Here is a 25,402-nt window from a genome sequence, read left to right as displayed (position 1 = left end):
TACGTGGAAAAGTGGGCGCACTGGCATTGCCAACACCCTATGACACGTCATCGCTTTCAGCGCGCTGAGATGTCGGGGCCGTAGTGGCTGGCGGCTGGCTTACGCCGTCAATGAAGTCCAGAGCCTGTCTGCCGCCCTTGAGCCCGACATTGACATTGGTTCGAAGCTGCGCATCTGACAGGCCGTGTGCTGTTGAGACGCGTAGGCGGGTAAAGACGAAGGAACGATCCTGAGCATCGGTCTGGACAAACGCCGTGGGTGTCACCCGCTGCGCATTCCACTGGTTGGCTCGTTCAATTAACGTGCCAGCCTGGCGCGAAAAGAGGCGTGTGATCAGGCGCGCAGCACTGACAGTCAGCCACGGATCGTCGCCCTCGGAAAGGGAGACGAAAAACAGGTCACTGCCAAGTCTGACCTGAAGCTGTGTCGGGTTGGATGCGGAGGGACGCGGATGTGTGCCCACGTCGCGCAGTGCGCGCTCAATGCGATCCAGGTCGACAGGAAGAATTGCAGGTGCGTCAGACATGGTCAGCGATCCTCCTCGTGCGGCGCGTCCACATCCCAGGTCACCATGTCCGGCAATTGGCGTTCGAGGGCGTGCAGAACTTCAGCAATGGATGCCACCGAGCGCGTGATGAACCCGGTCAGCTGTTCGTCGCTGACGCCGTCCGCAATGATGAGGGTCGTCTCGGCTACGAGCTGGTATCCCTCATCGTCAGCCAGTGGCACGATAAAGAGCTTGGGGCTGAACTCGACTGGATTGATCTTGGCGGCTACCAGTTCAAGTTCGGTGCGGCTGTCTTCATCAGGAGCTTCACCGCGCCAGTGAGCGCGGATACGGAAGAAATCAGGGTGGGACAGATCCCAGAAGTAGAACGCGTTTTGTTCCAGGCTGGTGAACACTGCGTCATCGGTTGAGGAGGGGCGGAAATCGACATGAAGATCCGTCAGAGTCCGATCCAGTCGGGTCGATGTGACGGGCGACGTCTGTGATGGTGACACGCTCATCCCTCCCTTGTCAGCTGCCGATGCATTTTCATCATATGCGCTTATCGTGCCGTTTCCTGAGCGAGGTGCCCAGGCCTCATTTTCTTCATCCTACGTGAGGGAAAAGAGGGCGGCAGAACTTCGTTGCGAAGAGCCGCAAGATCCTACATGTCTAGACGAGTGTGACTCGCGCGCTTGGGCGGCGCGCGGCCGTGAAACCGTGCTCGGAAGTTGGCGCATCATGGAATACAGTTTCTATCGGGAATGCTCAACACGAACCGAGGAGTAAGCGAGATGGCCATGCCTGACGAGCCTCGCCCTGACGTGCGGCAGGTGCCCGAAGATGGTGCTGGTCAGCGCGCAGCCGGACCACCGGCCTCATCCACATCGCCGTCCGCGCCCGACCAAATCGGGCCATCATCTCGCCCGGCGCAGCAGTGGGCCGCCCGCCCGGATGGATACAGCGCACGGCTGTTCCGCCGGATTGTGTCAGCCGTGGTGTATATCGTCGTGATCGTGGTGACGATTCGCGGCGCCGTCTTCACGGCAGTTGGGCAGGCCTGGGATACGGCATTGATGGAAACGCTGGCCACGTGGCGCCCCACTATTGCGCCGGTGGGCCGCATCCTGGTTCACCTGGCCTCCTGGCAGGCCGTCGTTGTCATGTGTGTCGTTGTCGCGGCCGTTGCGATTGCGCGCAGGCGGTGGCACCTGGCCGTGCGCGCCATCATCGTCGTCGTTGCGGCAAATCTGACCACGCAGCTGGTCAAACTCCTGATCGCGCGACCGGATCTGGGATCGTCGATCCACATCGCAAACTCACTGCCCTCCGGCCACACAACGTTTGCCGCATCCATCGCGCTCGCCCTGGTCATCGTGGCGCCTCGATGGGTGCGCACCCCGGCCGCCTACGTCGGGTGGATCTGGACCACGCTCATGGCCATGACCGTCATCATGTATGGTTGGCATCGCCCTTCCGATGTTCTGGTCGCAGTGCTGGTGGCCGGCACATGGGCGCAGCTGCTCGCACCCGTTGAACACCGCAGGCGGCACGGCGTGATGGCGCGGCGCATGTTGTCCTTCTTCTGTGGCTGCGCGATCATCTTCGCGCTCCTCATCGCATGGTATTTCATGCCCAACGTCGACATCGTCTCGCACTTTGCGCCGGGCGCGTGGGACCTGGGTTACGCACAGTTCGTTGCCAGTGACCCGGCGCGCACCAGGTGGCTCGCCCTGGCCGTCATGTTCATGCTCAGTGGTATCGCGGGGGCTGTGATGTGCGAGGTGGACCGCCTGTCGTGGGCGCAGCCGCAATCTCGCAACAGTCGGTGAAACAGCGGGCGCGGTCGCCCTCGTCAATGACAACACGCACAAAGTGACCGACGAGGGGGACGCTGTGCAACGCCCACTGGGCGAGATGGGGACTTTCGGCCCATGCTCGACGAGGGAATCATAGCTGACGCATGCGACACGCCGAACCACGACATCTAGTGGGTAGAATTTAAAACGGCAACTAGATATGGTGTTCACGCAACGTCGACAAGGACGACGGCCTGACGCCGCAGCAGCCCGAGTGCGGGCTGTTTTCCCTGTGACGAAACCCCCGACGCGTGGCGGGCTTTCCGCGCGTCGACCCCACATCAAGGCAGAGGAGACTGAACCGTGCGCTATGACGTAGATGCCATCAGCACAATTGATGAATACCTGGAACGCTCCGACTGGCGCGTCAATGCGAACGCAAACCAGGGGTACTCCCTGGGCGGTTTGATCCTCAACGCCTCCGGCAAGATGGTCGCAAACTACTGGCTGGAAAAGATCTATTCACCGGAAGCCGGTGAAGCGCACCGCTCGGGCGCCCTGCACATTCACGACCTCGACATGTTCTCCGGGTACTGCGCAGGCTGGTCGCTCAAACGCCTCATCCAGGAAGGCTTCAACGGTGTGCCCGGTGCGATCGCCTCGGCCCCACCCAAACATTTCTCCTCTGCGTGCGGTCAGATCGTCAACTTTCTGGGCACGCTGCAAAACGAGTGGGCCGGTGCGCAGGCGTTTTCATCTTTCGATACCTACATGGCGCCATTCGTCCGCCTCGACAACATGACGTACGAGGAGATCGTCCAGTGCATGCAGGAACTGATCTTCAACCTGAATGTTCCTTCACGCTGGGGCTCGCAGTGCCCGTTCACGAACCTCACGTTCGACTGGACATGCCCTGACGATCTGATGGATGAAGCTCCGCTGATTGGCGACGAGATCTGCGACTTCACCTACGGCGACCTGCAGCATGAAATGGACCTGATCAACCAGGCGTTTATCGAAGTGATGACCGGGGGAGACGCTGACGGACGCGTCTTCACGTTCCCGATCCCGACGTACAACATCACCAGGGACTTCGACTGGGATTCGCCCAACACGCTGCGCCTGTTCGAAATGACCGCGAAGTACGGCCTGCCCTACTTCCAGAACTTCATCAATTCCGATCTGGATCCGCATATGATCCGATCAATGTGCTGCCGATTGCAGTTGGATCTGCGCGAACTGCTCAAGCGCGGCAACGGCCTGTTCGGGTCGGCCGAGCTGACCGGATCGGTGGGCGTGGTCACGCTTAACATGGCGCGTCTGGGCTACCTGTACAAGGGTGACCTGGACGGACTGATCGGTGCGATGGACCAGCTGATCGACATTGCCTCCGACACGCTGGAGCGCAAGCGCGAAACCATTTCCTACCACATGGAACACGGCCTGTTCCCCTACACGCGCCGCTACCTGGGGTCGCTGGATAACCACTTCTCCACCATCGGTGTGAACGGCATGAATGAGATGGTCCGCAACTTCACCGACGACCAGATGGACATCACGGATCCGCGTGGACGCGAGATGTGCGAAAAGATCCTCGATCGCGTGCGCGACCGCATGGTTCAGCTGCAGGAGTTCACCGGCCACATGTACAACCTGGAGGCCACCCCTGCCGAAGGCACGACGTACCGCTTCGCCAAGGAAGACCGCAAACGCTACCCCGACATCCTGCAGGCCGGCTCCGCCGATCAGCCGTACTACACGAACTCCTCGCAGCTGCCCGTCGGCTACACCGACGACCCATTCCAGGCTCTGGAAGAGCAGGAAGTGCTGCAGGGCAAGTACACGGGCGGCACCGTGCTTCACCTGTACATGGGGGAGCGTGTCTCATCTGCGAAGGCCTGCATGGAAATGGTCCGTCGCTCTCTGACTGCTTTCAAGGTGCCGTACGTGACAATCACGCCGACCTTCTCGATCTGTCCGGTCCATGGGTATCTGGCTGGCGAGCACTTCACGTGTGAACGCTGCGCGGATGCCCACCCGAACAGCGAACCGCAGACGTGTGAGGTGTGGACACGCGTCATGGGCTACTTCCGCCCCGTCCAGTCCTTCAACATCGGCAAGAAGGGTGAGTACGCCGAACGCACAATGTTCACTGAATCAGCCGCCTCTCAGCACGGCGAACTGGTCAGCGCCTTTCCTCCCGTCTCCCTTTCATGAAGGACGAGGCAGGCCGCGGGCGCCTTGTCAACGCCGACGACCTTCAAATAGCTGGGCTCACCCCGATGTCAACGGTGGACTGGCCTGGCAAGCTGGTCGCATCGGTGTTCTGCCAGGGATGTCCGTGGGTGTGCCCGTACTGCCATAACCACGCGATCATCGATCCGACGATCCCGGGCGTGGTCGCATGGTCATCGGTGGAGGATCTGCTGTCACGGCGCCGCGGACTGCTCGATGGCGTGGTGTTTTCCGGAGGGGAGGCCACACGCCAGCAGGCGCTGATACCGGCGATGCGTCGGGTGCGCGAGATGGGATTCCTGATTGGTTTGCACACCGCAGGGCCGTACCCGCACCGTTTGCGCGAGGTCCTGGCTGAGGGCCTGGTTGACTGGGTCGGGATTGATATTAAAGCGATGCCGGACACGTATCAGATCGTGGCGGGACGCCAAGGTGCCGGTACGAAAGCGTGGGAGGCACTGGACGTGCTGCTTGACTATGCCGAGCCTGGTTCAGGCAGTGCGGGCGCAGATCCAGATGAGGTGAATTGCGAGGGCGGTGGCAGCGGTCATGCGCGCTCGCGGTCGGTGGATTACGAAGTGCGCCTGACGGTGTACCCCGATGGGCCGCGTGACGGTTTGACGGTGGCGAGAGAGGCGTTCCGGCGCGGCGTTCGCCGCTTTGCCTTGCAGCAGGCCAGGGCGATGGGTGCGCCTGACGGTTTCCGCTCCGACGCGGTGGGGTGGGATGACCAGGTTGAAGCGCTGGCCCGCGACATCGAACAGATCGGGTTCGACACCTTCGCCTATCGGCCCGCGCACTGAATAGGTGAGTGCGGTGACCTCGGACAATAGGGCAGAGTTCGCCCGCGCGATCGTCAGGCGTGCAGCGGTGCGCTAGGCTTGTCAGCAACACCATTGGAGCTGATGGAGGCAAACGCGATGAACAATCAGTCAGATCCTCGCAACCTACATCAACTGGCCGCTGACCCCGGTACGGATTATGAGACGCTGAGGGATATCGCCTACCGTCACCCGGAGCTGCGTGCCGTCGTTGCTCAGAATCCGCACACCTACTCGGGGCTGCTCGAGTGGTTGGGATCGTTGGGAGATCCCGCGGTGGACCAGGCGCTTGCCCAGAGGCGTGCATACGGGCAGCAGGGAGCGGGGCGTTTTCCACCTGTTTCTCAGGCGGCGTCCGGTACGGCCGCCCTCGACCAGGCCAGCCGCCAGCAGGGGAATCGAAGCGGTGAATCTGATGGATCGTCGCAGTCCAGGGTGGGACTGGTGCTCGGAATCCTCATCGCCATCGCTCTTGTGCTTGTGGTGATCTCGATCGTGGTATTCAAAGGGATTTTCCCCTCCCGTCCGGTTGATCCCAGCCCCGCGCCGGCTCCGCAGTCGTCTGCGCAGTCGACCGAGCCTGAAAGCACCGGGGCGGCTGAAGAGCAGTCGGAGGCCGAACCAGAGCAGGCTCAGTCAGATGAACAACCGATCGTGTACCCGGCACCGGCGGGTGCAGTTCAGGCCGGCGAGATCATGGCGCCCTCGGGCAATATTGCCTGCACTCTGTCCGACGAAACTGTCTCATGTGTCATTGTTGATGACGATTACGCAGCTGCCGGAGTTGAGAGCTGCGGTGACCGGCTGACAAATCTGGTTGCCACCGCCGAAGGAGCTTCGCGCGAATGCGTGGAGTCCGCACAAGGTGGTGGGCAGGCCCTTGAATACGGCAAGTTTGCAACCAGTGGTGACGTCGCATGTCAGTCGACGCAGAACGGCATGAGCTGCTGGAACGTGAAGTCCGGAGCTTCATTTGCCCTTGCCCGTCAAGGATGGATGGTCGGGGAGCAAGGCCCCATCGGTGAAGACCAGTTCAGGTGGTGAGTATCGATACTTGCAGCACGGTCTGAATAGCCTAGTGTCTCGGGGATGCGAAGCGATTCTCATTAGTAATTTGGACTGTCTCTTAAGCTGATTGACGTTCGACGAGACGAGCGATAGGGGGTTTGGGGATTTCAATGTCCGCTGTGATTCCAAGCATGTTCAGTCCATCAGTAAGAAGCTGAGCTGCTGTCGGGTCGCCAGCGAGTGTGAAAGTGGTGAGAGGAATCGGCAGATACGAGTCGAATAACTCATCATCCACACCGATGATTGCGATATCATCGGGGATCGACATGCCTCTGCTGAGTACAGCATTCATGATCGGCATTGCGTGAACGTCGTTGTAACAGGCGAACGCATCTATCTCAGGATTCAAGTCGAGATAGTCGTTTACCATCTGTGTGAGTTCAGCCGAATCTCCTCCTTGTGGGATGGGGAGCACTAGCTCGAATGGGCTACGGTATCCCGCTTCGCTGAGTGCAGCTCGAGCGCCTTGTGCACGCGGAGCCGAAAAGATCTGCATCAGGGGATTGTCCGTAGTTGCGAGAGCAATCGTGTGAGAACCTCGTGAGAACAAATAGTGGACTTGAGCCCTGCCTACCTCTAAGCCGGCAAGTTCCTGAGAATGTCCTCCTTCGACATGTGGAATCGACAAAGAATCGAAAGTATCAATATCGTCTGTATCCAAGCCATATGGAGCAATTATCAGGGCTGGAGTGATCGCTGATAGCAGCGACGCTGTTAGCTCTTCATTTTCGTACCATAGAAGCGGGGTCAATCCGCATGAAGTGATTGCGGTGCTGAGTTGCTGGTAGTACTGCCCTAACTTGAATGTTGAGGGAAAACGTGGCATGGCGATCACGACAACCCGCGAATGTCCCATTGCAAGATCGCGGGCAAGAGAATTGGGTGTGTAGCCCAGTTTCTGCGCCGCCTGAAGGACGCGTGCCCGCGTGGCACTCGAGATACTCTGCCCAGGCTTGTCATTAAGAACGTAGCTCACCGTGGCACGCGAGGTGCGTGCCAATCTTGCGACATCGGCACTGGTGGGGCGGCGACGGACGTTAGCCATGATTGCTCATTTCCTGCGACTGCTGGGGCAATCAAATGATATCGCTTGACGATTTTGGGTTACGCGCTTAAGCTATGAGCTAACGGTTGCTTACGCGTGTAAGTCCGGTTGTGAACACCAATCAATGAAGAGGGACAGACAATGACGCACCCATGGCAGAACAAGATAGGGTTCGGTGCTGCGTATTATCACGAGTATCATTTCGAGGACCGTCTCGATAAGGACTTGGATCTCATGGTCGAGGGCGGTTTCAACATCATTCGAGTCGGTGAATCCGTCTGGTCAACGTGGGAGCCAGAAGACGGGATCTTCAATCTTGAATGGCTTCAACCGATCCTTGATGGTGCCCATAAGCGTGGTATCGATGTCATCATCGGGACACCGACATATGCCGCGCCTCCGTGGATGAGAGTGCGATACCCCGAGACAACCTTGCAGGTCGCGACAGGTGTGGAAAAGCCATACGGCGGGCGACAGGACATCAACTACCACAACGCAACCTTCTGTCGTCTGGCCGAACGCGTCATACGGAAAATCGTTGAGCGCTACAAAGATCATCCTGCTGTGGTGGGATGGCAAGTGGATAATGAGCCCGGTCTGGCATTGATGTACAATCCGGATGTTTTCGCCGACTTCAAGAAATGGCTTCAGAAACGCTACGGTGACGTCGACACCCTCAACCGGAAGTGGGGCCTGACTTATTGGTCCCACAGAATCACCTCGTGGGATGAGCTGTGGACGCCCGACGGTAACACGGTACCTTCCTATGACCTAGCCTGGCGGCGATTCCAGGCAGAAATCACTCACGAGATGATTCAATGGCAGGCTGACTTGGTTCGCCAGATGGTCCCCGATCACCACATCGTTACCACGTGTATTGCAGCCAACCAGCCGGGACAAGACATTACAGAGGTGGCCAGCGCACTTGATATCGCCGGATCGAACATCTACTTTGCCGCACAGGTCGGCCTAGAAAAGCCTGGTATAGACGAACTGGATCCTCAAGGTGCTCCCGGTTGGATTCCCTGGTCTGGTCCCGCCTATGTTCAAATGCTTCTTGACGTCTCCCACGGAATGAAAGACGCACCTTTTGTCGTCACCGAAACGGGAGCAACCTCAATTGGCTACTCCCATAACCTGATCGTGCCGTGGCCTGGCCAACGCCGACAGGTCGTATGGCAGATGATTGCCCGCGGTGCTCAGATGATTGAATACTGGCACTGGCACACCAACAGATTTGGATTCGAGACATGGTGGGAAGGAATCCTCGGTCACTCGCTGACACCGACCCGTACCTATCACGAGTTGTCAGATGTGGCCCACGAGCTGGAAAGCTCACGCGAACTCATCTCAGGGCTCACACCGCATTCTGACATCGGAGTGATTGTCACGGCTGAATCGCGCTGGGCAACTGAATTCCAACCGCCCATTGGTGAAGGCATTCGCGGCGACCAGGGTGCCTACGACAAAGGCATGGCACTTCTCATGAGAGGTATCCAGGATGCCGGCCTGACCACCGATATTGTCAACATTGATCAACTTGGTACGAGCCCTGAGGAGATGGTCAAACGCTGGCCGGTGCTGGTTAGCGCTTTCCTCTACGTGCTTTCCGACCAGGACCTGCAGCTGCTGCGCGAATACGTCGCTGCAGGTGGCCACCTTGTCGTTATGCCGCGTACAGGGCTGGCAGATGCAGAAGCAATTGTTCGTGATTGCACCAAGCCAGGCGTACTTCGAACAGATGCTGGTGTCCATTACGACGAATCAACCACGCTGCTGCACCCCGTTGCAGTTCATGGGCAGTGGGAAGGACATGCGCAGTGGTATGCCGACTGCCTGATTCCGGACAGCGACGACGTCCTCGTCCTTGGTCACTACGATGACCCATTCCTGGACGACTACGCAGCTGCAACGACCCAGCAAACGGGCCAAGGGCGAGTAACCACCGTGGGGTGCTACCCGGATCGTGAACTGGCGCGTCACCTGTTCGAATGGGTTGATTCCACGTCGCTCGAGCCGGATCAGTGGCGAGCACATGCAGGCGAACAGCAAACCTACATGCGTGCTACGAGCACTCAGAACACAACGCTGCACTTCATACACAACTGGTCTTGGAAGCCCAGTACCTATGTTGTGCCTGAACGTGCGACGGGACTTGACGGCGCAGTTTACAAGGCCGGGGAAGAAATCAAGCTTGGCGCATGGGACGTTGCAGTCGTTCATACGCCCTCTCACTGATCCACTGTTTCCGGTTCCCATTAACGAATAACGAAGAAAGAAAGCAAGATGAACACTGATACCGGCACGACGGGCACGCCACAGGTGACCCGTCCGAAATTGACAGCTGACACCATCCGCTTCGCAGCGGCTCTCGCGCTGTTCTCATTCTTGTGGATGGGCGGCCTGATGATTGTCTCGGGCGTCCTACTGCCGCAGCGGCTCACAGACATTGGCGTGGCGAATAAAGAGGCAGTATTCGGAGCCCTCAACACCATTACTGCAATCGTCTCGCTCCTGTCGAATCTGATTGCCGGTAACCTCTCAGACCGTACTCGCTCGGTGTTTGGCAAACGTACGCCCTGGGTTTTCACCGGCGGCATTTTAGGTGGCGCCTCGCTGTTCCTGATTCAGGTTCTACCCAATGCATTCCTGATCGGACTGTCCTACTCCATCTCCATGGTCGGTCTCAATATGATGATTGCCCCGGTGATCGCAACACTGTCGGACAGAATCCCCGAGCGTCAACGTGCCACTATGTCGGCATTTATCGCAGCAGGTACATTGGTTGGCCAATCAGTGGGCCAGCTGGTAGGTGCACGTTTCCTCGGCCAGACATTGCCCGGATTCGTTACGGCAGGAATCCTCATGGGGTTGGCAGGAATTCTCACGGTTATGGTGTGTCCACGGGAAGGCTCCTCCCGCAATGGCGAAACGCAGCATGAAAAAGAAACCCTGCTTGACTTGCTCAAGTCCTTCCGCCCACCTCGCAATGCCCCGGATTTCTGGCGCGCCTTTGTCGGCCGTTCACTGCTGATTCTGAGCTACTACATGATCCTCAACTACCAGCTGTACATCCTCCAGGATCACATTGGTGCAACAGATGCCCAGGCCTCGGCGACGATCGCGACAATGGCAATAGTGACGCTGATTGTATCGGCGATTGCGACGGTTACGTCAGGACCGCTATCTGACTTGATTCACCGCAGGAAGATCCCTGTTGTCGTCGCCTCGATTCTGCTTGCAGTGGGATACCTGATCCCGTGGGTGATGCCGACAACAACAGGCATGATTCTGTTTGCCGCATTTGCAGGATTCGGATACGGCACGTATTCGTCAGTTGATCAGGCGCTCAATGTCGATGTGCTGCCATCGAAGGAAACTGCGGGTAAAGATCTGGGCATTTTGAACATAGCGACGACGCTTGGTCAGGCTGTTGGCCCGATCATCACGTCTGTACTTGTCACGGCCATGTCCTCATACTCGTTTGTGTTCCCGACAGCGATCGCATTTGCTGTCATTGCGTGCGTATTTATCATGCGGATCAAGTCTGTGCGGTAGGGCTTTATGCACCGAGGGCGTCTGCCAGTACCTCGAGATAGTCACTGGCAGAGCCATCGATGCGCAGGCGAACAGCGGGGTGATGATCGAGGTCGCACGGCCCACGATTGATGACGATCAAGTCAGCGCCGCTGCTGATCGCCTGATGAGCAATCCACACGGCGGTTGACACTTTCACTGACGTGCCCACAACCAGGAGTACGTCACACTGCGCAGCAAAGGTCAGTCCCTTGTCCATCTGGTCTGATGGCAGCATCTCGCCAAAAAAGACGACATTCGGTTTGAGGATTCCACCACACTGCGGACAGGGAACCAGCGTGATCGCGGAAGCCGTGGCGCCCTCGGGATCAACCTGAGCCAGAATCGCAACGTGAGTGGGATCAGGGTCGTCGACCAGATTCGGATTGGCGGCGCGCAACTCGCCATCGAGCCATTCTCGAGGATACCGCGCTGCGCACTGCATGCAGTCAACCGTCAAGAACGAGCCGTGCAGCAGAGCGAGCTGGTGGATCCCAGCCTTTTCATCTAGGCCATCCACATTCTGAGTGGCAACGCCGTGAAGGATTCCTGCCCGCTCCATGCGTGCGAGCGCCTCATGTCCACGTGTGGCGGGCAGGTCCTGCAACGCTCGCCACGTCACCTGGTTTCGCTCCCACACCCAGCGTTGCCATTTCGGATCCGACAGGAACAGGTCGATATCCACTGTCGGCGTGCCAGACGATCCGGTTCCGCGATAGTCCGGAAGCCCTGAATCAGTGGACATTCCGGCACCTGTCAGAGCAGCCAGACGCTTACCCGCACACAGCTCGACCAGCTCATCCAGGTGAGGCAGCGAGGATGACGACCGTGGCATTACTGCTGCCTGAACCTTTCAACGAACTTCTTCACGATTTGTCCCGCCTGGTGGGTTCCTTCACCCATGTGCCCGATCTGCACCAGGGTCTCCAGATCGTCAGTGCCTGAGTAGCCGGCATCGGCATAGATCGCCAGGCGCTGATTGATCGCGTCGGAGTCAAGTTCAGGGTTGAACTGCGTAGCCCAAAAAGCCGGCCCAAAACGCATCATCTGCGTGGGACACGTGACTGATTTAGCAAGAACCGTCGTGCCCGGCGGCACTTCTTCTACTGCTTCGTGGTGGCCGACGTAGGTTGTGAATGTGCGCGGAAAGTCCTCAAGCAGCGGGTCACCCTCGGCCTCCTCAGTCAGGGTGATTGTCACCATCGAAGCCGGTTCAGCCCACCGTGTCGTCACCGTGCCGCCCAGAACCGTCGCGGCAACCTCCGTTCCGTAACCCGTGGTCAGACATGGGGTTTTCGCCTCGAGGATCTGATGGAACAAGTGAGCCAGATCTTCCTCAGTTCTGCGCTGGGACGATGACTTCTTCTCAGTGGGAGTAGTGGTGCCGTAAGGCGATCCAGCCACGAAGATGCCGCTGTAGGCATTGACGTCAACTTCGGGCAGCCCCAGCATATCCATGCGAACCTGTTCGAGCGTGGACGGCGTCAAACCGCTGACCAGGAGGTACGAATGGTATTCAGCGTCGATCGCTTCTTCTTCGGGGCGTGTTGATACCAGCAAGAAAGGCTTCATGCTTCAAGTGTAGGCAAAGAAAGAATTTCCGGTACCCTTACGGTCGAAACATGGGATCTACAGACCGGCCGTGAAACCGATGACGAAGATGCCGACAACGAGACAGATCGAGATGATCACGATGCCCGATACAACAAGCCCGGCGACGGCCTCGTGCCTTCCTCGACCACCGCGTGAAAACGAGGTGATGAGTCCGGCAATACTCAAGATCAGGGCGAAGATTGTCAGAGGGAACGCCAGCAGGGAAAGGGCTGCCATCCACAGGCCAATCGTGGCGGCAGTGTTGGAGTTATGGCGAGGGGCGTTGTATCCGGGGGCCGAGAAAACCATGGCTGGGTCAATGTCCTGGGTTCCGGGGAAAACGAACTGGGGCGACGAGGGATCCAGTGCAGGATCAAGGGATGGATCCAAGGGCGGATCCAGCGTCGGATTTTCTGTGGCACTGTGTGAGGAATCAAGAGAAGGATCCAGCACGTGCAACTGCGAACCTGTCGCTGGCTGACTCACCAGTTCCCCCCTCACTCCCCGCGGCCCTGTGCTGACCGAGGGCATCTTTGGTATCCCCTTGTGACGATCCTGCTACGTCCCACCCTACGGCATGACGACTGGGTTCATCTATGGTCACAGCTTATCTGCACGCTCAGGCAACTCGCCCATCAGATCACCCGTGTGAAATCAACCATGATTTGCCGCGGAATTTAGCCTTTTGTCGGCAAGTTCGATACTGTGATGTTCCGACCGGTGAACGGCCTGCACTTTTGCATCCTTATCAACTGATCGGAGACATCCGCATGAGCGGTTCAGCTACCCCTCGCGCCTCGCGCGAGTCTTCCCATTCGTCAAGTCGTCCTCGGGGCGGCTTTTTTTCATGGCGACTGCACGGTGACGGCACGTCAATCGCTCCCGGCGAGGTTGTCGCCCCCGAAGAGCGTCTGTCCTGGCCGCGCACCATCGGAATCGGTGCGCAGCACGTTGTCGCCATGTTCGGTGCGACGTTCCTCGTCCCTCTGATCACAGGCTTCCCACCTTCGACCACGCTGTTCTTCTGCGCAGTCGGCACACTGCTGTTCTTCCTGATCACCGGCGGACGCATGCCGTCCTACCTCGGATCATCTTTCGCGCTGATCGCGCCGATCACCGCTGTCACGCAGACCCTCGGCCACAACTACGCCCTGGGCGGCGTAATCGCCACCGGTGCAACCCTGACGCTGGTCGGCATCATTGTGCACTTCGCCGGCGCGCACTGGATCGACGTCGTGATGCCCCCAGTCGTCACTGGCGCAATCGTCGCGCTGATCGGCCTGAACCTTGCGCCAGCCGCATGGAACTGGGTCAAGGAAGGCCCACTGACGGCAGTGGTCACCATCGTGTCAATCTGTCTGATCACCGTGCTCTTCAAGGGTATTATCGGACGCCTGTCCATCCTATTCGGCGTGCTGATCGGCTACGTTGCAGCAATCCTCCAGCACGAGGTTGACTTCTCACGCGTTGCTGAAGCCTCCTGGATCGGTCTGCCTGAGTTCTCCACACCTGCTTTTGATCCATCGACGCTGGGCCTGTTTGTCCCGGTTGTCTTCGTCCTTATTGCTGAAAACGTTGGTCACGTGAAGTCGGTGTCAGCGATGACCGGCCGCGACCTTGACGGCATCACCGGGCGCGCACTGATCGCTGACGGCTGCTCCACCATGCTTGCCGGTGCCGGCGGTGGTTCAGGTACCACGACGTACGCAGAAAACATCGGTGTGATGGCTGCGACCCGCGTGTACTCCACGGCCGCGTACCTGGTCGCCTCAGGCATGGCGTTCCTTCTGGCTCTCACGCCCAAGTTCGGCGCCCTCATTTCGACGATTCCGGCTGGCGTTCTGGGCGGTGCGGGAACGGTTCTGTACGGCATGATCGGCATGCTGGGCGTGCGTATCTGGGTGCAGAACCAGGTGGACTTCTCTGACCCGGTTAACCTCAACACCGCTGCGGTTTCCCTGATCGTCGCAATCGCGAACTTCACGTGGGTTGCCGGCGGCATGCAGTTCGAAGGTATTGCACTGGGTTCAGGTGCAGCATTGCTGATCTACCATGTCATGCGCTGGATTTCTAAGCTGCGCGGCACGACGCTTGAGGCTGCTTCACCTGCGTCAGCCCCGTCAGGTACCGAGTTGGAGTCGACGGCCTATTCGACCCGTCATCATTCACGAGGGGAACTGGCGGACGCTGCTGAACTGGCAGATGGCACCGAACAGACTGGCGGCGCTGAACAGGCTCGCTAAGCCAATTCTTCAGGTATGTGACGAGGGCGGCTCACGTGAGTCGCCCTCGTTCCTATTAAAAGCGGACGCAACGCCACTGCTGTGACACCGCGGCGACGCTACTCGGATTGTCCCTCTGACTGACTGCCGTCGCCTGACTGATCATCGTCGCCGGTTTGGGTGGTCGCGGGCGCAAGAAGCTCCGGGTCGACAGGCAGGCACGAGTCGCTGCCTTTCAAGGCGCTTTGAGCCTCTGCGATTTTCTTGATATCTTCCTTAGGCAGCAGTGAATCGAAGAATGTACCGAGGATGACCTGGACAACCTCGTCGGTGCCTTCGCTCAGCACCACGCGCGCATCAGGGAAGAAGCGCGCAACCGTGTAGCCGGCATCAATGTTCTTGGGGGAGACGTCAATTTCGACGGTGCCGGTCAACTCACTTGCCGCGTTGGCAGGATCCTGCATGACAAATCCCTGCTCGGCCAGCATCGTCGTCACCGAGCTGGCCAGGCCCGACTGTGAGGTGGCGTTGAGAACCTGAACATGGATCGTGTCTGCCGGCAGCGGTGTCGTACCTTCCGTCGGGCACACAATGTCGCCCAGACCTGCCGTCTTTTCCGTCTTGGAGAACTCTTCGGAGGGCATCGAAATGATGTTCGTGATCACGAGGAGCGCAGCAATGACCAGTACTGCCATGACGGATGCCACGACGGAAAATGTCAGATTCTGCTTACTCTGTCGGGCATCAAGGAAGCGTTGACGTGCTGTTCGACGCCGAGATTGCTGCGGGTTCACGTCACTAACTTAGCCGAAATACACTGTGAATGTGACCTCGCCATGCACGGGCGGTGAAAGCTCAGCTGCCGCTGTCCAAGTCCTCGAGCATCTTGTCAAGCTCCTCGAGCTGCTCATCCAATTCTGCGAACTGGTCGTCAAGGTCACTCGTGAGGTTTTCGACGTCACCCGAGAAAGTGTCTGGATAGCAGAACTGTGCCTGATCCATCGACACGTTGACAATACCCATGTCATCGCCCTGCTCAGCCTTGTCGGCCAGTGAGAGTAGGTTCTTCTTCGTGCGATCGTCGTCTGTGAGCCGCCCGGCGTGAGGCCCGTGGATTGGGGGGGACGGGGCGGGAGCCGGCGCCGGGGTGGGAGTCGGAGTTGGAGTTGGAACGGGCTGCGTGCTTTGCGGTGTGGGTTGGATGCCCTGTGCAGTGGGGTCCTTTTTGACGAGTGGTCCACATGCACTCAGGGTCATGGTGATGGCGACTGTGCTCAGGAGCGCGAGAATTTTGGTCGGTTTTCTCACATTTTGGAGTCTGTCACGACGAAGGCGCCATGAGAACCCTCGTCGATAAGGTTGATATGCAGTTGTCACCATCAACGCCTTATGGTGATAGAGCAGTGTGCGGCTCCCAGCTGTCGCGCACACGAGCGAAAGGACGATGTGTGAGCGCGCACATCAACACAAACAGCGCAAGTCACGATATGGATGAGCAGGCAGAATCCTCACCGGACGGACGGCCTCGCGAAGGGGAGATCGCCACTCGACCCACACCCCAATCACCACCAGTCAACTACCCGGTATTCATCGGATCAGCTCTGATCGTTGCGGTCATTGCCATCATCGCGATCGCATCACCGCAAAGCGTGGAGGCAGGGTTTACCGTGGCGGTGGATTGGATCAGTCACTGGTTCGGATCTTTCTATATTTTTCTCGCAACCTTCATCCTGGTGTTCGTCGTTGTGCTCGCTTTGAGCAAGTTCGGCAACGTGAGGCTGGGGCCAGATAACGCGACACCTGACTTCTCGACTTTCTCATGGGCAGCCATGCTGTTTGCCGCAGGTATCGGTACCGACATCATGTTCTTTGCTGTCGCAGAGCCGATCGCGCAGTACATGGCGCCTCCCACCGGTGAAGCTCAGACAGTGGAAGCTGCCCGCGCCGGCGTGGTCTACACGCTCTTCCACTACGGCATCACAGGGTGGGGCATGTACGCGCTGGTCGGAATTGCTCTGGGATACTTCGCCTACCGTCACCAGCACCACCTCGCGGTGCGGTCAGCCTTGCGGCCTCTTTTCGGCAAACATGTGGACGGCCCGCTGGGCAACATCATTGACGGCGCAGTCGTTGTGGGCGGTGTCTTCGGTATCGCCGCATCCCTGGGCGTGGGCATCATTCAGCTGAATGTCGGTCTGACGATACTGTTCGGACTGCCGCAGGCAACCTCCACTCAGATCGGATTGATCGCACTGAGTGTCATCATGGCGACAGTTTCCGCTGTTTCCGGCGTCGATCGCGGCGTGCGCGTTCTGTCCAACGTGAACGTACTGTTGGCAATCGGTCTGGCCGTGTGGGTTCTGGTCACCCAAAACACCGCGTACCTGCTGGACTCGCTGGTTCGTTCCGTGGGCGACCTGGTGCGCATGTTCCCCGCCCTCACATTGGAAACCTACGCTGACCTGCGTGTGAACCCGGCAACGGCAGATGTGATCAACACGTGGCTCAATAGCTGGACCTTGTTCTTCTGGGCGTGGTGGATCACCTGGGCCGCATTCGTCGGAATGTTCCTGGCACGTATTTCACGCGGCCGCACCATCCGTGAGTTCGTCATGGGCTCACTGATCCTGCCCCTGAACTACGTCATCATGTGGGTGTCAATTTTCGGTAACGCTGCACTGGAACTCGTGATGAACGGTGACAGGGAATTCGCAGAAATCACTGTGAACGCTCCGGAACAGGGGTTCTACGCCCTGCTGCAACGAGTACCTGGCTCAACAGTGGTTGTCGCCGTCGCACTGTTCGTCGGAATCCTGTTCTATGTCACCAGCGCGGACTCAGGCTCCCTCGTCATGTCAAACCTGTCCAGCCGCATCACGAACGCTCGCCAGGACGCTGTGCCGTGGCTGCGTATCTTCTGGGCGACGCTGACCGGTGTGCTGACCATTGCGATGCTGGTTGCCGGTGGGTTGACGGTTCTGCAGCAGGCCACGATCGTTATGGCGCTGCCATTCTCCTTCGTCCTTGTGCTGGTGATGATCGGCTTGTGGCGCTCGCTGTCGCAAGAGGCGTCGATGGCTCAGCGTCGTCGCCGCATCGTCCAAAACCGCGTGCTCGCATCAGGAGCCGGAACGATGGCTCGCCGCTCCTGGCGTGACCGTCTGAGCAAGACATTCGACGTTGTCACCCCTGTGCGCGCTCAGCGTGTCCTTGACAGGCGAGTGGTTCCCGCATTGCAGGCTGTGGCCGATGAACTCCACAAGGAAGATCTGCCCGCATGGGTGGTTGTTGAGGGTCCCGAAGCACAGGATCCGGATGACGAGCGTAACTTCCTGGGCCGCGTCACGCTGACAGTTGGCGGCGAATCGGAGGCCAGGGCATCGGGCGCGCAGGAGTGGGATTCAGGTGCTCAGACCACTGATACGGGCGAGCAACCGCAGACCGATTCCACCACTGAGCTGCACGAGCAGATCAGTGAAATGGTTGATGATGCGAAGCCTCGAACGGCCGGGAGTACTTCTGCTGACGCTGAACCGAGCATCGCGGGCCTGCTGACCGAGCATCCGTTCCGCTACACCGTGCGAGTGATCGAGTCTCCCGTTCCGTCTGTGGGCACCGCGATGGTTGCTGAGGCGAATGACGTGACGGTGCGCCTGGAAGTGCGTCCCTCGGGCGGTGGTCAGGGGTACGACATTGTGGGGTGGTCCTCTGACCAGATCGCGCACGACGTTCTGGATCATTACGAAGGATGGCTAGACTACCTGGGCGTGTACGACGAGTAGCACATGGGTCGCCCTCGTTGATTGATTGCATTGACGAGGGCGACCACGCTGCACCTGGCTGGCGCTGCGTGAGCGATTACACCCTGATGTGAACGCTGCGAGGTGGCCGAAAGGGCGGTCAATCAGATATGCTCCTATGTTGTTGCACGTATTGATCAGCTGTGTGGTCGAATCGGTGCAGCGCCTTGGAGGATTCGCCTAGTGGCCTATGGCGCACGCTTGGAAAGCGTGTTGGGTGCAAGCCCTCGGGGGTTCGAATCCCCCATCCTCCGCAGATACCCCGCTGTTTCGTTGGAACGGCGGGGTTTTTCGTTGGTGTAGCGGGGTTCGCTTTAACCCGAGAAACGAGGATCACAATGTTCACAATGCGCAACGCTCGCGACACCACCTCATGTTCGCAGAGACGACAGGCGACGAGGGCATAACAAAATCCCTAATTTTGGAGCAATTTGGCCTTCCTCGTAGGTCTAAAAAGCCTTATCCTAGTGACAGGACGGGTTCCCCGGCCGCCGTCTCATTGAGTCGGCTAGGCAGTTTCACTGTCGAATCGGCGGGGATTGGACCCGTCCGCTACTATTTCATTCACGCGGATTATCTGCAATGACAGGTCTTTCTTTTCGTAACGATTAAGATCTGGTCGTGCATGTCCCGCCCTCGCTGTTGATCTGGGCGCAGGACATCTATACTGCCAAGGCTTGAGGAACTTCGGAGGCATCGACTTCTTCTAACCAAGGATCGCCATCAAGGAGCCAGCCTATAACCGGCATGAGCTCCAACGCTACCCATGCACCTTGAGCAACATCGTAGCGGAACTCCTGACCGTAAAGAGGATGTCGCTGGCCTACTACTCGTGCAAAATATCTATCGACCTGCTCGTCTTGGTAGTACAGCACATCTGGCTCCATAACTCGATGCTACGCGACCTCTGCCGCACCGAGAGACTTTCTTGCGTTGTTGACAGTCTTGTCATATCTGCGCACAAACATCTTGTGCTGCCTTCACAGTGATTAAGTGCTCGCAATCAAGTCACTCGTTGGGCCCAACATTCGTCAGGTTGAACGAATTGCACAGGATGCCTAACGGGAGCCCTTCTCACCTGACTTTGTGTTGTTCGGACGGAGCAAGAACGAAAACCCGGCCACCATCAAGCAGTCGGGCAGCTAGAACCTGACGGCTCTACTCGTACAGGTCCATATGATCACGCGGAACTATGCCGTGCACACGCTCGATCATCCAGTATCCGGCATTAGGGAAACCGAAACGTGCCAGTTTGCGGCGTAGATCGCCCCGCCGGCAAAGATGATAGGCAGGTACAGCGAAGATGGCAGGTATCCATCAGCCGTGCTCTACTGGCGTCACTTCATCCACCGATTCGTTGAGCAAAGGAATGGCACAACCACGATAAACAGGCGCTTAAATCCGCCAGGCGTGCTTCGCAATTCCGCTGCTACGGCGATCCCGCCGATGTGCCAGCCTTGTGTCACCACTTCGTGCACGGCAACAGGCGAACCGGTGGCAGTTTTGTGGGAATTGACGAGGACGAGGACACCCTCGTCCATTACCCGCACCAGGCTCTACGAAAATGCGCCGGAAGCTCTGCACGTCAGCATGGAAGGAGGGGACCTGTGCTCAGGGTAGTTTTGCGACTGTTTGTGTGGGCATTGATTATGTGCAGCGCCCTCATGCTCCTGGGTGGCGTGCTGGCGTATGTGGACCAATCCACTCCTGATTTCGGGACGGGCCAGCTTGTTTTCATCGTTGTTCTCTTCGGAAGTATCGCGCTGCTACTGATCCGTGCTGATCGCAGGCTCGCGCGAAAGAAAAAGCCGCAGCCCGCCGCCACGAGGCAGGTGTACGTCCCCGCATCGACGCCCCGCGACAAGAAAGCAGATAGCCTTGCCCCTGATGTCGTCACGCACAGCGTCGAAATTCACGAGCACCACCGATTCCAAGTCGCGGAGTTCGTCAGGCGCTCAACTGGACAACAGTACGGCACCGTCAACGGCAAGGCACTTGTGTTTCAGACTCCGGACCCTGAAACACGCGAGGAACGCCTCGCCGCGTGGAGCGGCAGAGCTGAACGCGGCTACCTCACCAGGAAAGTTGAAAACCGAGTCCGCACAATCATGGTTCGCGAGGGTCTTAGCACCTACAACGTTGACGTCTTCGTGCGCTATACGGCTGACGAGATGCGCGTGTGCTGCATCAACGACGGGAACCTGGCACCCAGATAGAACACCATCGCACCCTGCCAGGCCCATACCGGATAAACTGAGGTTATAGGACATCCTCTGTTGCTTTTGTGGGGACTTTTCATCGTTGTGGTTGGGAAAGGTTGAGAGTCAAATTGGTTGGAGGCAACGTGAGGTCGGACAAAACGTGTTGCTGTGACCGGGCTGTTGTGGCTCTATAGCGCGGGAAAGTTTGCTTTAAACTTAGGTCGAGCGTAGTGCGGGGATGAATATTGTTTCATGCCCAGTGTGCGGGAGTGAAATGACTCGTCATAGGCTTTTATCAACGAGCACCGAGCCCTAGCAGTTGCTCGCTTGGTGCTCGCAACCATCGGCGCACTGATCGCCGCTAGAGCTTTTTCGTGCGCGTGAGAAAACAGGTGCAACTGTTTTCTTGTGACCTTTGCTTGGAGAAGGCAGGAGTGGCGTGCACGACTCCTGCGTCTAAATTTCGTTGTATGAACTTGCGGAAAATGACCGACGTAGCAATGGACGTTGCTGTTCTTGCTTCTGCCTCTTGAAAGCTTGGGCTCGCAGGATAGTTGAGACCATGGCGGGATTTGGATTCGCTGACTTAGGGATAGCCCCATCTCGCTTAGGAGGATGAATCGAATGAATCTCGTGAATCGTTTTTTGACAATAGCGGAAAATGCCGTATAGTGTGTAAACACTAGTGAATAGATTCACTGTGTGATGACCACAGCCAAAGATGGAGTGGTGTGTCTAATGAGAGGTGCAAGACAAGTGCTTGGTAAACATCGTGTAGCGTGTGTGGCTGCTGCGGCGCTACTGACTGGAACCCTCGTGGGTTGCGGGGGTGCGAGTGGCGGAGATTCTCAATCGGGAGCTGACGGTGACGCATCTGCGAATGCAGTAGACTTAACGGTTTATATTGATTCAAACCCGTCGTCACTAGCCTTGTGGGATAGAATCATAGCCAAATACAAAGAGGTTAATCCAAACGTCAATCTTTCGTATGAAACTCATCCAGCGGGAGGCGAAGGGGATAACCTCGTCAAGACGAGACTGTCGACCGGGGACATGAGTGATATGTTCTGGTACAACTCAGGTTCTCTGCTGCAGGCGCTATCCCCTGACAATACCCTCGTTGATCTCTCAGACCAACCGTGGGTTGAAAGCGTTGATGAAAACTTCATTAAGTCTGTCGCAACTGACTCAGGCATCTACGGTGCTCCAGCCGGCAGTTCGTTTGCTGGGGTGATAATCTACAACAAGACTATTTATAAGGATCTTGGACTGGAAATTCCGCGCACATGGGATGAATTCATGGCGAACAATCAAAAGATTAAGGACTCAGGTCTGACGCCAGTGCTTCAGAGCTACGCGGATACGTGGACATCCCAGTTATTTGTCCTCGGCGACTTCTACAATGTAACAGCACAAGACCCTGAATGGGCGGAAAAATACACAGCCGGGAAGGTAAAGTACGCAGATGCTCCGGCTGTTGAAGGTTTCAAACACCTTGAAGAAATCTACAAGGCAGGATACCTCAACGATGATTTCGCCTCGGCAAACCTTGACTCGGCGATGCGTAAGTTAGCCGAAGGGGAAGCTGCACATTACCCTATGGTGACAATGAACGCAGCTCCGGTTATCACCGAGAACTACCCCGAGTCTGACGAGGAAATTGGTTCATTCCCAATTCCAGGTAATGATCCCGAGAAAAACGGCGCCACTACCTGGATGCCAAGCGGTCTATACATCCCGAAGACAACTGAGGGAGAGAAGCTCGAAGCAGCAAAAGATTTCCTTAATTGGTTTGTCAGTGTGGAAGGCTGTGAGGTAACGGCAGAAGCCGCATCCGTTTCTGGGCCATTCATGGTTGATAAATGTGAAATTCCCGAGTCTGCTCCCACACTGGTGAAGGATCTTCAACCCTATTACGACGAAGGGAAAGTCGGCCTTGCTCTCGAATTTATTTCGCCCATTAAGGGTCCTGCCCTTGAGCAAATTACCGTAGAAGTTGGCTCGGGAATTCGTGGAGCTCAAGATGGCGCGGCATTGTATGACGAAGACGTTAAAAAGCAGGCGCAGCAACTAGGAATTGAAGGGTGGTGAAATAGTTTTGTTTGGGGTGAGGTCGCAACCTTGAGTGGCCTCACCCCAAACAATTTGAGTTCTATCAACGAGGAATGAATATAGAGGTCAAAATGCGAAAAACTTCAAAAGCGAGCCTCGCTAAGAAGCAATATCCTTTATACTTTTATTTGCCCGCGGCCGTATTTTTCTTGCTGCTCTTTGCCATTCCGACCATCGCCTCTTTCTATTTTTCTTTAACGAGGTGGACGATTTTCGATCACGAATTCATCGGTTTAGAAAACTTTAAGCAATTCTTCCGCGAGCCGGCACTTGTTCAAGGATTTATTAATACATTCATATATGCATTTGTGACATCCGGTTCAAAAGTAGTAATAGGTCTATTGCTGGCTGTCTTGCTAACTTCCCAAATCGTTGGCAGAAACTTTCTCCGTTCCGTGGTATTTTTCCCAGTTCTAGTCTCTACGATTGGGGTTGGCGTAACTTTCAAAGTGCTGTTAGATCCATTCGATGGACTGGTGAATCGTTCTCTCGCGGTTATTGGAGTAGATGGACCCGGCTGGCTGACGGATCCGAATCTAGCTCTGTTGAGCGTTGCTGCCGTAGACGTTTGGAAAGGTGTTGGCATCGCAACTCTCATCTACGTAGCCGCGATAGTAGGAATTCCGCGAGACTATTTAGAAGCGGCCGAAGTGGACGGTGCGTCGAAAATCCAAAAGTTTTTCCATATCACCATGCCGTTGTGCAGAGCTGCGACAGGTACAGTCATTATTCTTTCCTTAATTGGCGGGCTCAGGTCCTTTGACCTCATTTGGGCAATGACTAGAGGAGGCCCAGGGTTTACCAGTGACGTGATCGCATCGGTAATCTACAAACAATACCAAGCGGGTTTCTTTGGACTCTCGACAGCAGGAAATGTTGTGTTATTTATCGTCATTGCTGCAATTGCAATCCCGCTCAATTACTGGCTTAATCGAAGGGAAGTGGCTCAATGAAAAATCTGATTAAAAAGCTTCCTCGAGGAACCATTCTGGGTGTGGTTTCGATTGTAATAGCTTTGCTTGTTTTCATAGTTCCGCTCGTGTTTATTGTCTTGACAGCGGGGAAGAGTCAGAAGGAAGCTTCAGAACTATCATTTACGTTGCCAAGCGAGTTTAAGTATTGGTCAAACTTCATCGAAGTCATATCTAGTCGTGATGGCGTTTTGATAAGAGCGTTTGCCAATAGTGCTCTGTTGACAGTATTTTCGGTTGCGATAATGGTCGTGTTAGCGGCCATGGTGGGATATGTGCTGCAGCGTAGGCAGTCTGCCATAAATCCAATCGTTAACCTGTTTGTAATGCTGGGATTAATCATTCCTCCAGCTGTTGTTCCTACCATCTGGATGCTGGAGAAAGTTCATCTTTACAAGACTCTTGCCGGATTAATTGCGGTGCATGTTGCGTTTGGACTATCTTTCTGTATTTTGATGTTCCGTGCTTTTGTGTCATCAATCCCTCGAGAGCTTGATGAAGCAGCTACGATAGACGGTGCTGGTCCGATAAGGCTATTTTTTTCGGTTATTTTTCCTCTGCTGCGGTCGGTCATCATTACAGTTATTGTGGTTCAGGCGGTAACGGTGTTTAATGATTTCACATATGCTCTTTACTTCTTGCCAGGGCAGGGAAACGAGACAGTTCAGCTAACGCTTTACGATTACCAGTCTCAGGGGCTTAATAGGTGGAACCTGCTGTTCATGGATGTCTTTTTGATTACTATTCCGCCGCTGATTATGTTCATTTTCTTCAATCGGAAGATTATTGAAGGTATGACAGCAGGAGCGGTGAAAGGCTAGTAGCTCACGTGCAGTACAGCTTCGCCTCCTTGGCGAGGCGTTGTGGTGGAGACATGACGCTGCTGGTTGTAAGGAATCGTGAGGCTTATCGCGGTGCCTGGTTTGGCAAGATTGTAATAGTGCAGGATGCGCGGAAGGAATTGACGGACTGGATGAAGGCTCTATTTCCTGGTTGAGAGCTAGTTGTGTTTACTGCGGTATTTGGGCCCTCAAACTGTTTTGAGTCTGTGGTTGTTGATTCCGAGCCTTCAACTACTCGTCTGCAGTATAGGTGGGAGACCCCGTGGCGTGCACTCATTTTGTTTGGTGAGTATCGAGAGATTAGAGCAGGTAGAGAGTGCGATTCGAAATGCGCTTGAAGGAACGGGTTGTTTTGGCTTGCCGTAAGAGTCGACCAGTCGGAAATTCAATGATTATCCCAGTTCTTTCGTAGTAAGGGTCTACGTTGCTATGTGTCTTCACTTACTGGCGGTGAAAGGGCAATGATCAAGGATTCGAGTTATGCGATTTAGAGCACCCGCCAAGAATTACTAACCTCGCAAGGTTTTCGAATCGTGGCGTACGGCACGTAAATGCAGTGGGAATTGAAGTGCCAGTTGATTTCGAGGCTCACCTTAGTGTGACCTCATGGGTATGTTTTGCTCTAATGGC

22 protein-coding genes and 1 tRNA gene are annotated in these 25,402 nt (G+C 56.5%); 13 read left to right on the top strand and 10 right to left on the bottom strand.

Annotated features, from left to right (window positions below; all coding sequences use genetic code 11):
- Positions 1-37 precede the first annotated feature (37 nt).
- Together BN3002_RS08365 and BN3002_RS08360 are read right to left on the bottom strand one after the other, a co-directional pair.
- The gene (locus BN3002_RS08365) at positions 38-526 is read right to left on the bottom strand and encodes a YbjN domain-containing protein (protein WP_058237450.1); all 489 of its coding nucleotides are present in this window, start codon (positions 524-526) and stop codon (positions 38-40) included.
- A gap of 2 nt (positions 527-528) precedes the next feature.
- The gene (locus BN3002_RS08360) at positions 529-1,008 is read right to left on the bottom strand and encodes a type III secretion system chaperone family protein (protein ID WP_058237449.1); all 480 of its coding nucleotides are present in this window, start codon (positions 1,006-1,008) and stop codon (positions 529-531) included.
- Between the two features lie 273 nt (positions 1,009-1,281).
- Between BN3002_RS08360 and BN3002_RS08355 the strand changes: the two genes are divergently transcribed.
- The 4 genes from BN3002_RS08355 (at position 1,282) to BN3002_RS08340 (ending at position 6,386) form a co-directional block, all read left to right on the top strand.
- Positions 1,282-2,319 carry a phosphatase PAP2 family protein gene (locus BN3002_RS08355; protein WP_058237448.1) on the top strand — a complete coding sequence of 346 codons (1,038 nt, stop codon included), beginning with the start codon at positions 1,282-1,284 and terminating at the stop codon, positions 2,317-2,319.
- Positions 2,320-2,649: 330 nt separating this feature from the next.
- Complete coding sequence (locus BN3002_RS08350; protein WP_058237447.1) at positions 2,650-4,503, top strand: ribonucleoside triphosphate reductase; 1,854 nt, start codon at positions 2,650-2,652, stop codon at positions 4,501-4,503.
- Positions 4,500-5,324 (top strand): anaerobic ribonucleoside-triphosphate reductase activating protein, encoded by an 825-nt coding sequence (locus tag BN3002_RS08345; RefSeq protein ID WP_058237446.1) that lies wholly within the window; start codon positions 4,500-4,502, stop codon positions 5,322-5,324. Before BN3002_RS08350 ends, BN3002_RS08345 begins: the two co-directional genes overlap by 4 nt.
- A 117-nt stretch (positions 5,325-5,441) precedes the next feature.
- Complete coding sequence (locus BN3002_RS08340) at positions 5,442-6,386, top strand: variant leucine-rich repeat-containing protein (RefSeq protein ID WP_058237445.1); 945 nt, start codon at positions 5,442-5,444, stop codon at positions 6,384-6,386.
- Between the two features lie 82 nt (positions 6,387-6,468).
- On the opposite strand, the gene BN3002_RS08335 is transcribed toward BN3002_RS08340, so the two are convergent.
- The gene (locus tag BN3002_RS08335; RefSeq protein WP_058237444.1) at positions 6,469-7,455 is read right to left on the bottom strand and encodes a LacI family DNA-binding transcriptional regulator; all 987 of its coding nucleotides are present in this window, start codon (positions 7,453-7,455) and stop codon (positions 6,469-6,471) included.
- Between the two features lie 141 nt (positions 7,456-7,596).
- Between BN3002_RS08335 and BN3002_RS08330 the strand changes: the two genes are divergently transcribed.
- Both BN3002_RS08330 and BN3002_RS08325 read left to right on the top strand, forming a co-directional pair.
- Positions 7,597-9,693 carry a beta-galactosidase gene (locus BN3002_RS08330; protein ID WP_058237443.1) on the top strand — a complete coding sequence of 699 codons (2,097 nt, stop codon included), beginning with the start codon at positions 7,597-7,599 and terminating at the stop codon, positions 9,691-9,693.
- Between the two features lie 48 nt (positions 9,694-9,741).
- On the top strand, positions 9,742-11,013 hold the full coding sequence (locus BN3002_RS08325) for an MFS transporter (RefSeq protein WP_058237442.1): 1,272 nt from the start codon (positions 9,742-9,744) through the stop codon (positions 11,011-11,013).
- A 4-nt stretch (positions 11,014-11,017) separates the two neighbouring features.
- Here the strand turns inward: BN3002_RS08325 and BN3002_RS08320 are convergent, their stop codons facing one another.
- The 3 genes from BN3002_RS08320 to BN3002_RS08310 are packed head-to-tail and all read right to left on the bottom strand — an operon-like array spanning position 11,018 to position 13,110.
- The gene (locus tag BN3002_RS08320; protein ID WP_058237441.1) at positions 11,018-11,866 is read right to left on the bottom strand and encodes an SIR2 family NAD-dependent protein deacylase; all 849 of its coding nucleotides are present in this window, start codon (positions 11,864-11,866) and stop codon (positions 11,018-11,020) included.
- A complete protein-coding gene (locus tag BN3002_RS08315; protein WP_058237440.1) occupies positions 11,866-12,603 on the bottom strand; it encodes a glutamine amidotransferase-related protein in 738 nt (245 codons plus the stop codon). Before BN3002_RS08315 ends, BN3002_RS08320 begins: the two co-directional genes overlap by 1 nt.
- Positions 12,604-12,660: 57 nt before the next feature.
- The gene (locus BN3002_RS08310) at positions 12,661-13,110 is read right to left on the bottom strand and encodes a hypothetical protein (protein ID WP_058237439.1); all 450 of its coding nucleotides are present in this window, start codon (positions 13,108-13,110) and stop codon (positions 12,661-12,663) included.
- A 284-nt stretch (positions 13,111-13,394) separates the two neighbouring features.
- On the opposite strand from BN3002_RS08310, the gene BN3002_RS08305 reads away from it, so the two are divergent.
- Positions 13,395-14,867, top strand: coding sequence for a uracil-xanthine permease family protein (locus tag BN3002_RS08305; RefSeq protein ID WP_082628607.1), 1,473 nt, complete (start codon positions 13,395-13,397; stop codon positions 14,865-14,867).
- A 98-nt stretch (positions 14,868-14,965) separates the two neighbouring features.
- On the opposite strand, the gene BN3002_RS08300 is transcribed toward BN3002_RS08305, so the two are convergent.
- Both BN3002_RS08300 and BN3002_RS08295 read right to left on the bottom strand, forming a co-directional pair.
- Positions 14,966-15,640, bottom strand: a complete 675-nt coding sequence (locus BN3002_RS08300; protein WP_070725239.1) for a LytR C-terminal domain-containing protein — start codon at positions 15,638-15,640, stop codon at positions 14,966-14,968.
- Between the two features lie 61 nt (positions 15,641-15,701).
- Positions 15,702-16,103: a hypothetical protein gene (locus BN3002_RS08295; RefSeq protein WP_257525582.1), complete on the bottom strand. Its 402-nt coding sequence runs from the start codon at positions 16,101-16,103 to the stop codon at positions 15,702-15,704.
- Between the two features lie 230 nt (positions 16,104-16,333).
- Here BN3002_RS08295 and betT point away from each other — a divergent pair, with 230 nt between their 5' ends.
- Together betT and BN3002_RS08285 are read left to right on the top strand one after the other, a co-directional pair.
- A complete protein-coding gene (betT, locus tag BN3002_RS08290) occupies positions 16,334-18,628 on the top strand; it encodes a choline BCCT transporter BetT (RefSeq protein WP_058237912.1) in 2,295 nt (764 codons plus the stop codon).
- 187 nt (positions 18,629-18,815) lie between these two features.
- Positions 18,816-18,900, top strand: a tRNA-Ser gene (locus tag BN3002_RS08285).
- 408 nt (positions 18,901-19,308) lie between these two features.
- On the opposite strand, the gene BN3002_RS08280 is transcribed toward BN3002_RS08285, so the two are convergent.
- The gene (locus BN3002_RS08280) at positions 19,309-19,521 is read right to left on the bottom strand and encodes a hypothetical protein (RefSeq protein WP_058237436.1); all 213 of its coding nucleotides are present in this window, start codon (positions 19,519-19,521) and stop codon (positions 19,309-19,311) included.
- Between the two features lie 462 nt (positions 19,522-19,983).
- Positions 19,984-20,187, bottom strand: a complete 204-nt coding sequence (locus BN3002_RS08275; RefSeq protein ID WP_058237435.1) for a hypothetical protein — start codon at positions 20,185-20,187, stop codon at positions 19,984-19,986.
- Positions 20,188-20,253: 66 nt separating this feature from the next.
- Between BN3002_RS08275 and BN3002_RS08270 the strand changes: the two genes are divergently transcribed.
- The 4 genes from BN3002_RS08270 to BN3002_RS08255 all read left to right on the top strand — a co-directional run bounded on the left by BN3002_RS08270 (position 20,254) and on the right by BN3002_RS08255 (position 24,751).
- Entirely contained in the window at positions 20,254-20,862 is a 609-nt protein-coding gene (locus tag BN3002_RS08270; protein ID WP_058237434.1) for a hypothetical protein, read from the top strand.
- Between the two features lie 690 nt (positions 20,863-21,552).
- Positions 21,553-22,938, top strand: a complete 1,386-nt coding sequence (locus tag BN3002_RS08265) for an ABC transporter substrate-binding protein (protein ID WP_257525691.1) — start codon at positions 21,553-21,555, stop codon at positions 22,936-22,938.
- Between the two features lie 74 nt (positions 22,939-23,012).
- Positions 23,013-23,912 carry a carbohydrate ABC transporter permease gene (locus tag BN3002_RS08260; RefSeq protein ID WP_058237432.1) on the top strand — a complete coding sequence of 300 codons (900 nt, stop codon included), beginning with the start codon at positions 23,013-23,015 and terminating at the stop codon, positions 23,910-23,912.
- Positions 23,909-24,751 (top strand): carbohydrate ABC transporter permease, encoded by an 843-nt coding sequence (locus BN3002_RS08255; protein WP_117394376.1) that lies wholly within the window; start codon positions 23,909-23,911, stop codon positions 24,749-24,751. Before BN3002_RS08260 ends, BN3002_RS08255 begins: the two co-directional genes overlap by 4 nt.
- Positions 24,752-25,402: the final 651 nt, after the last annotated feature.

The organism is Actinomyces ihuae (assembly GCF_001457875.1).
Lineage (GTDB): Bacteria > Actinomycetota > Actinomycetes > Actinomycetales > Actinomycetaceae > Pauljensenia > Pauljensenia radingae_A.
This window is presented reverse-complemented; position numbering and strand designations above follow the sequence as displayed.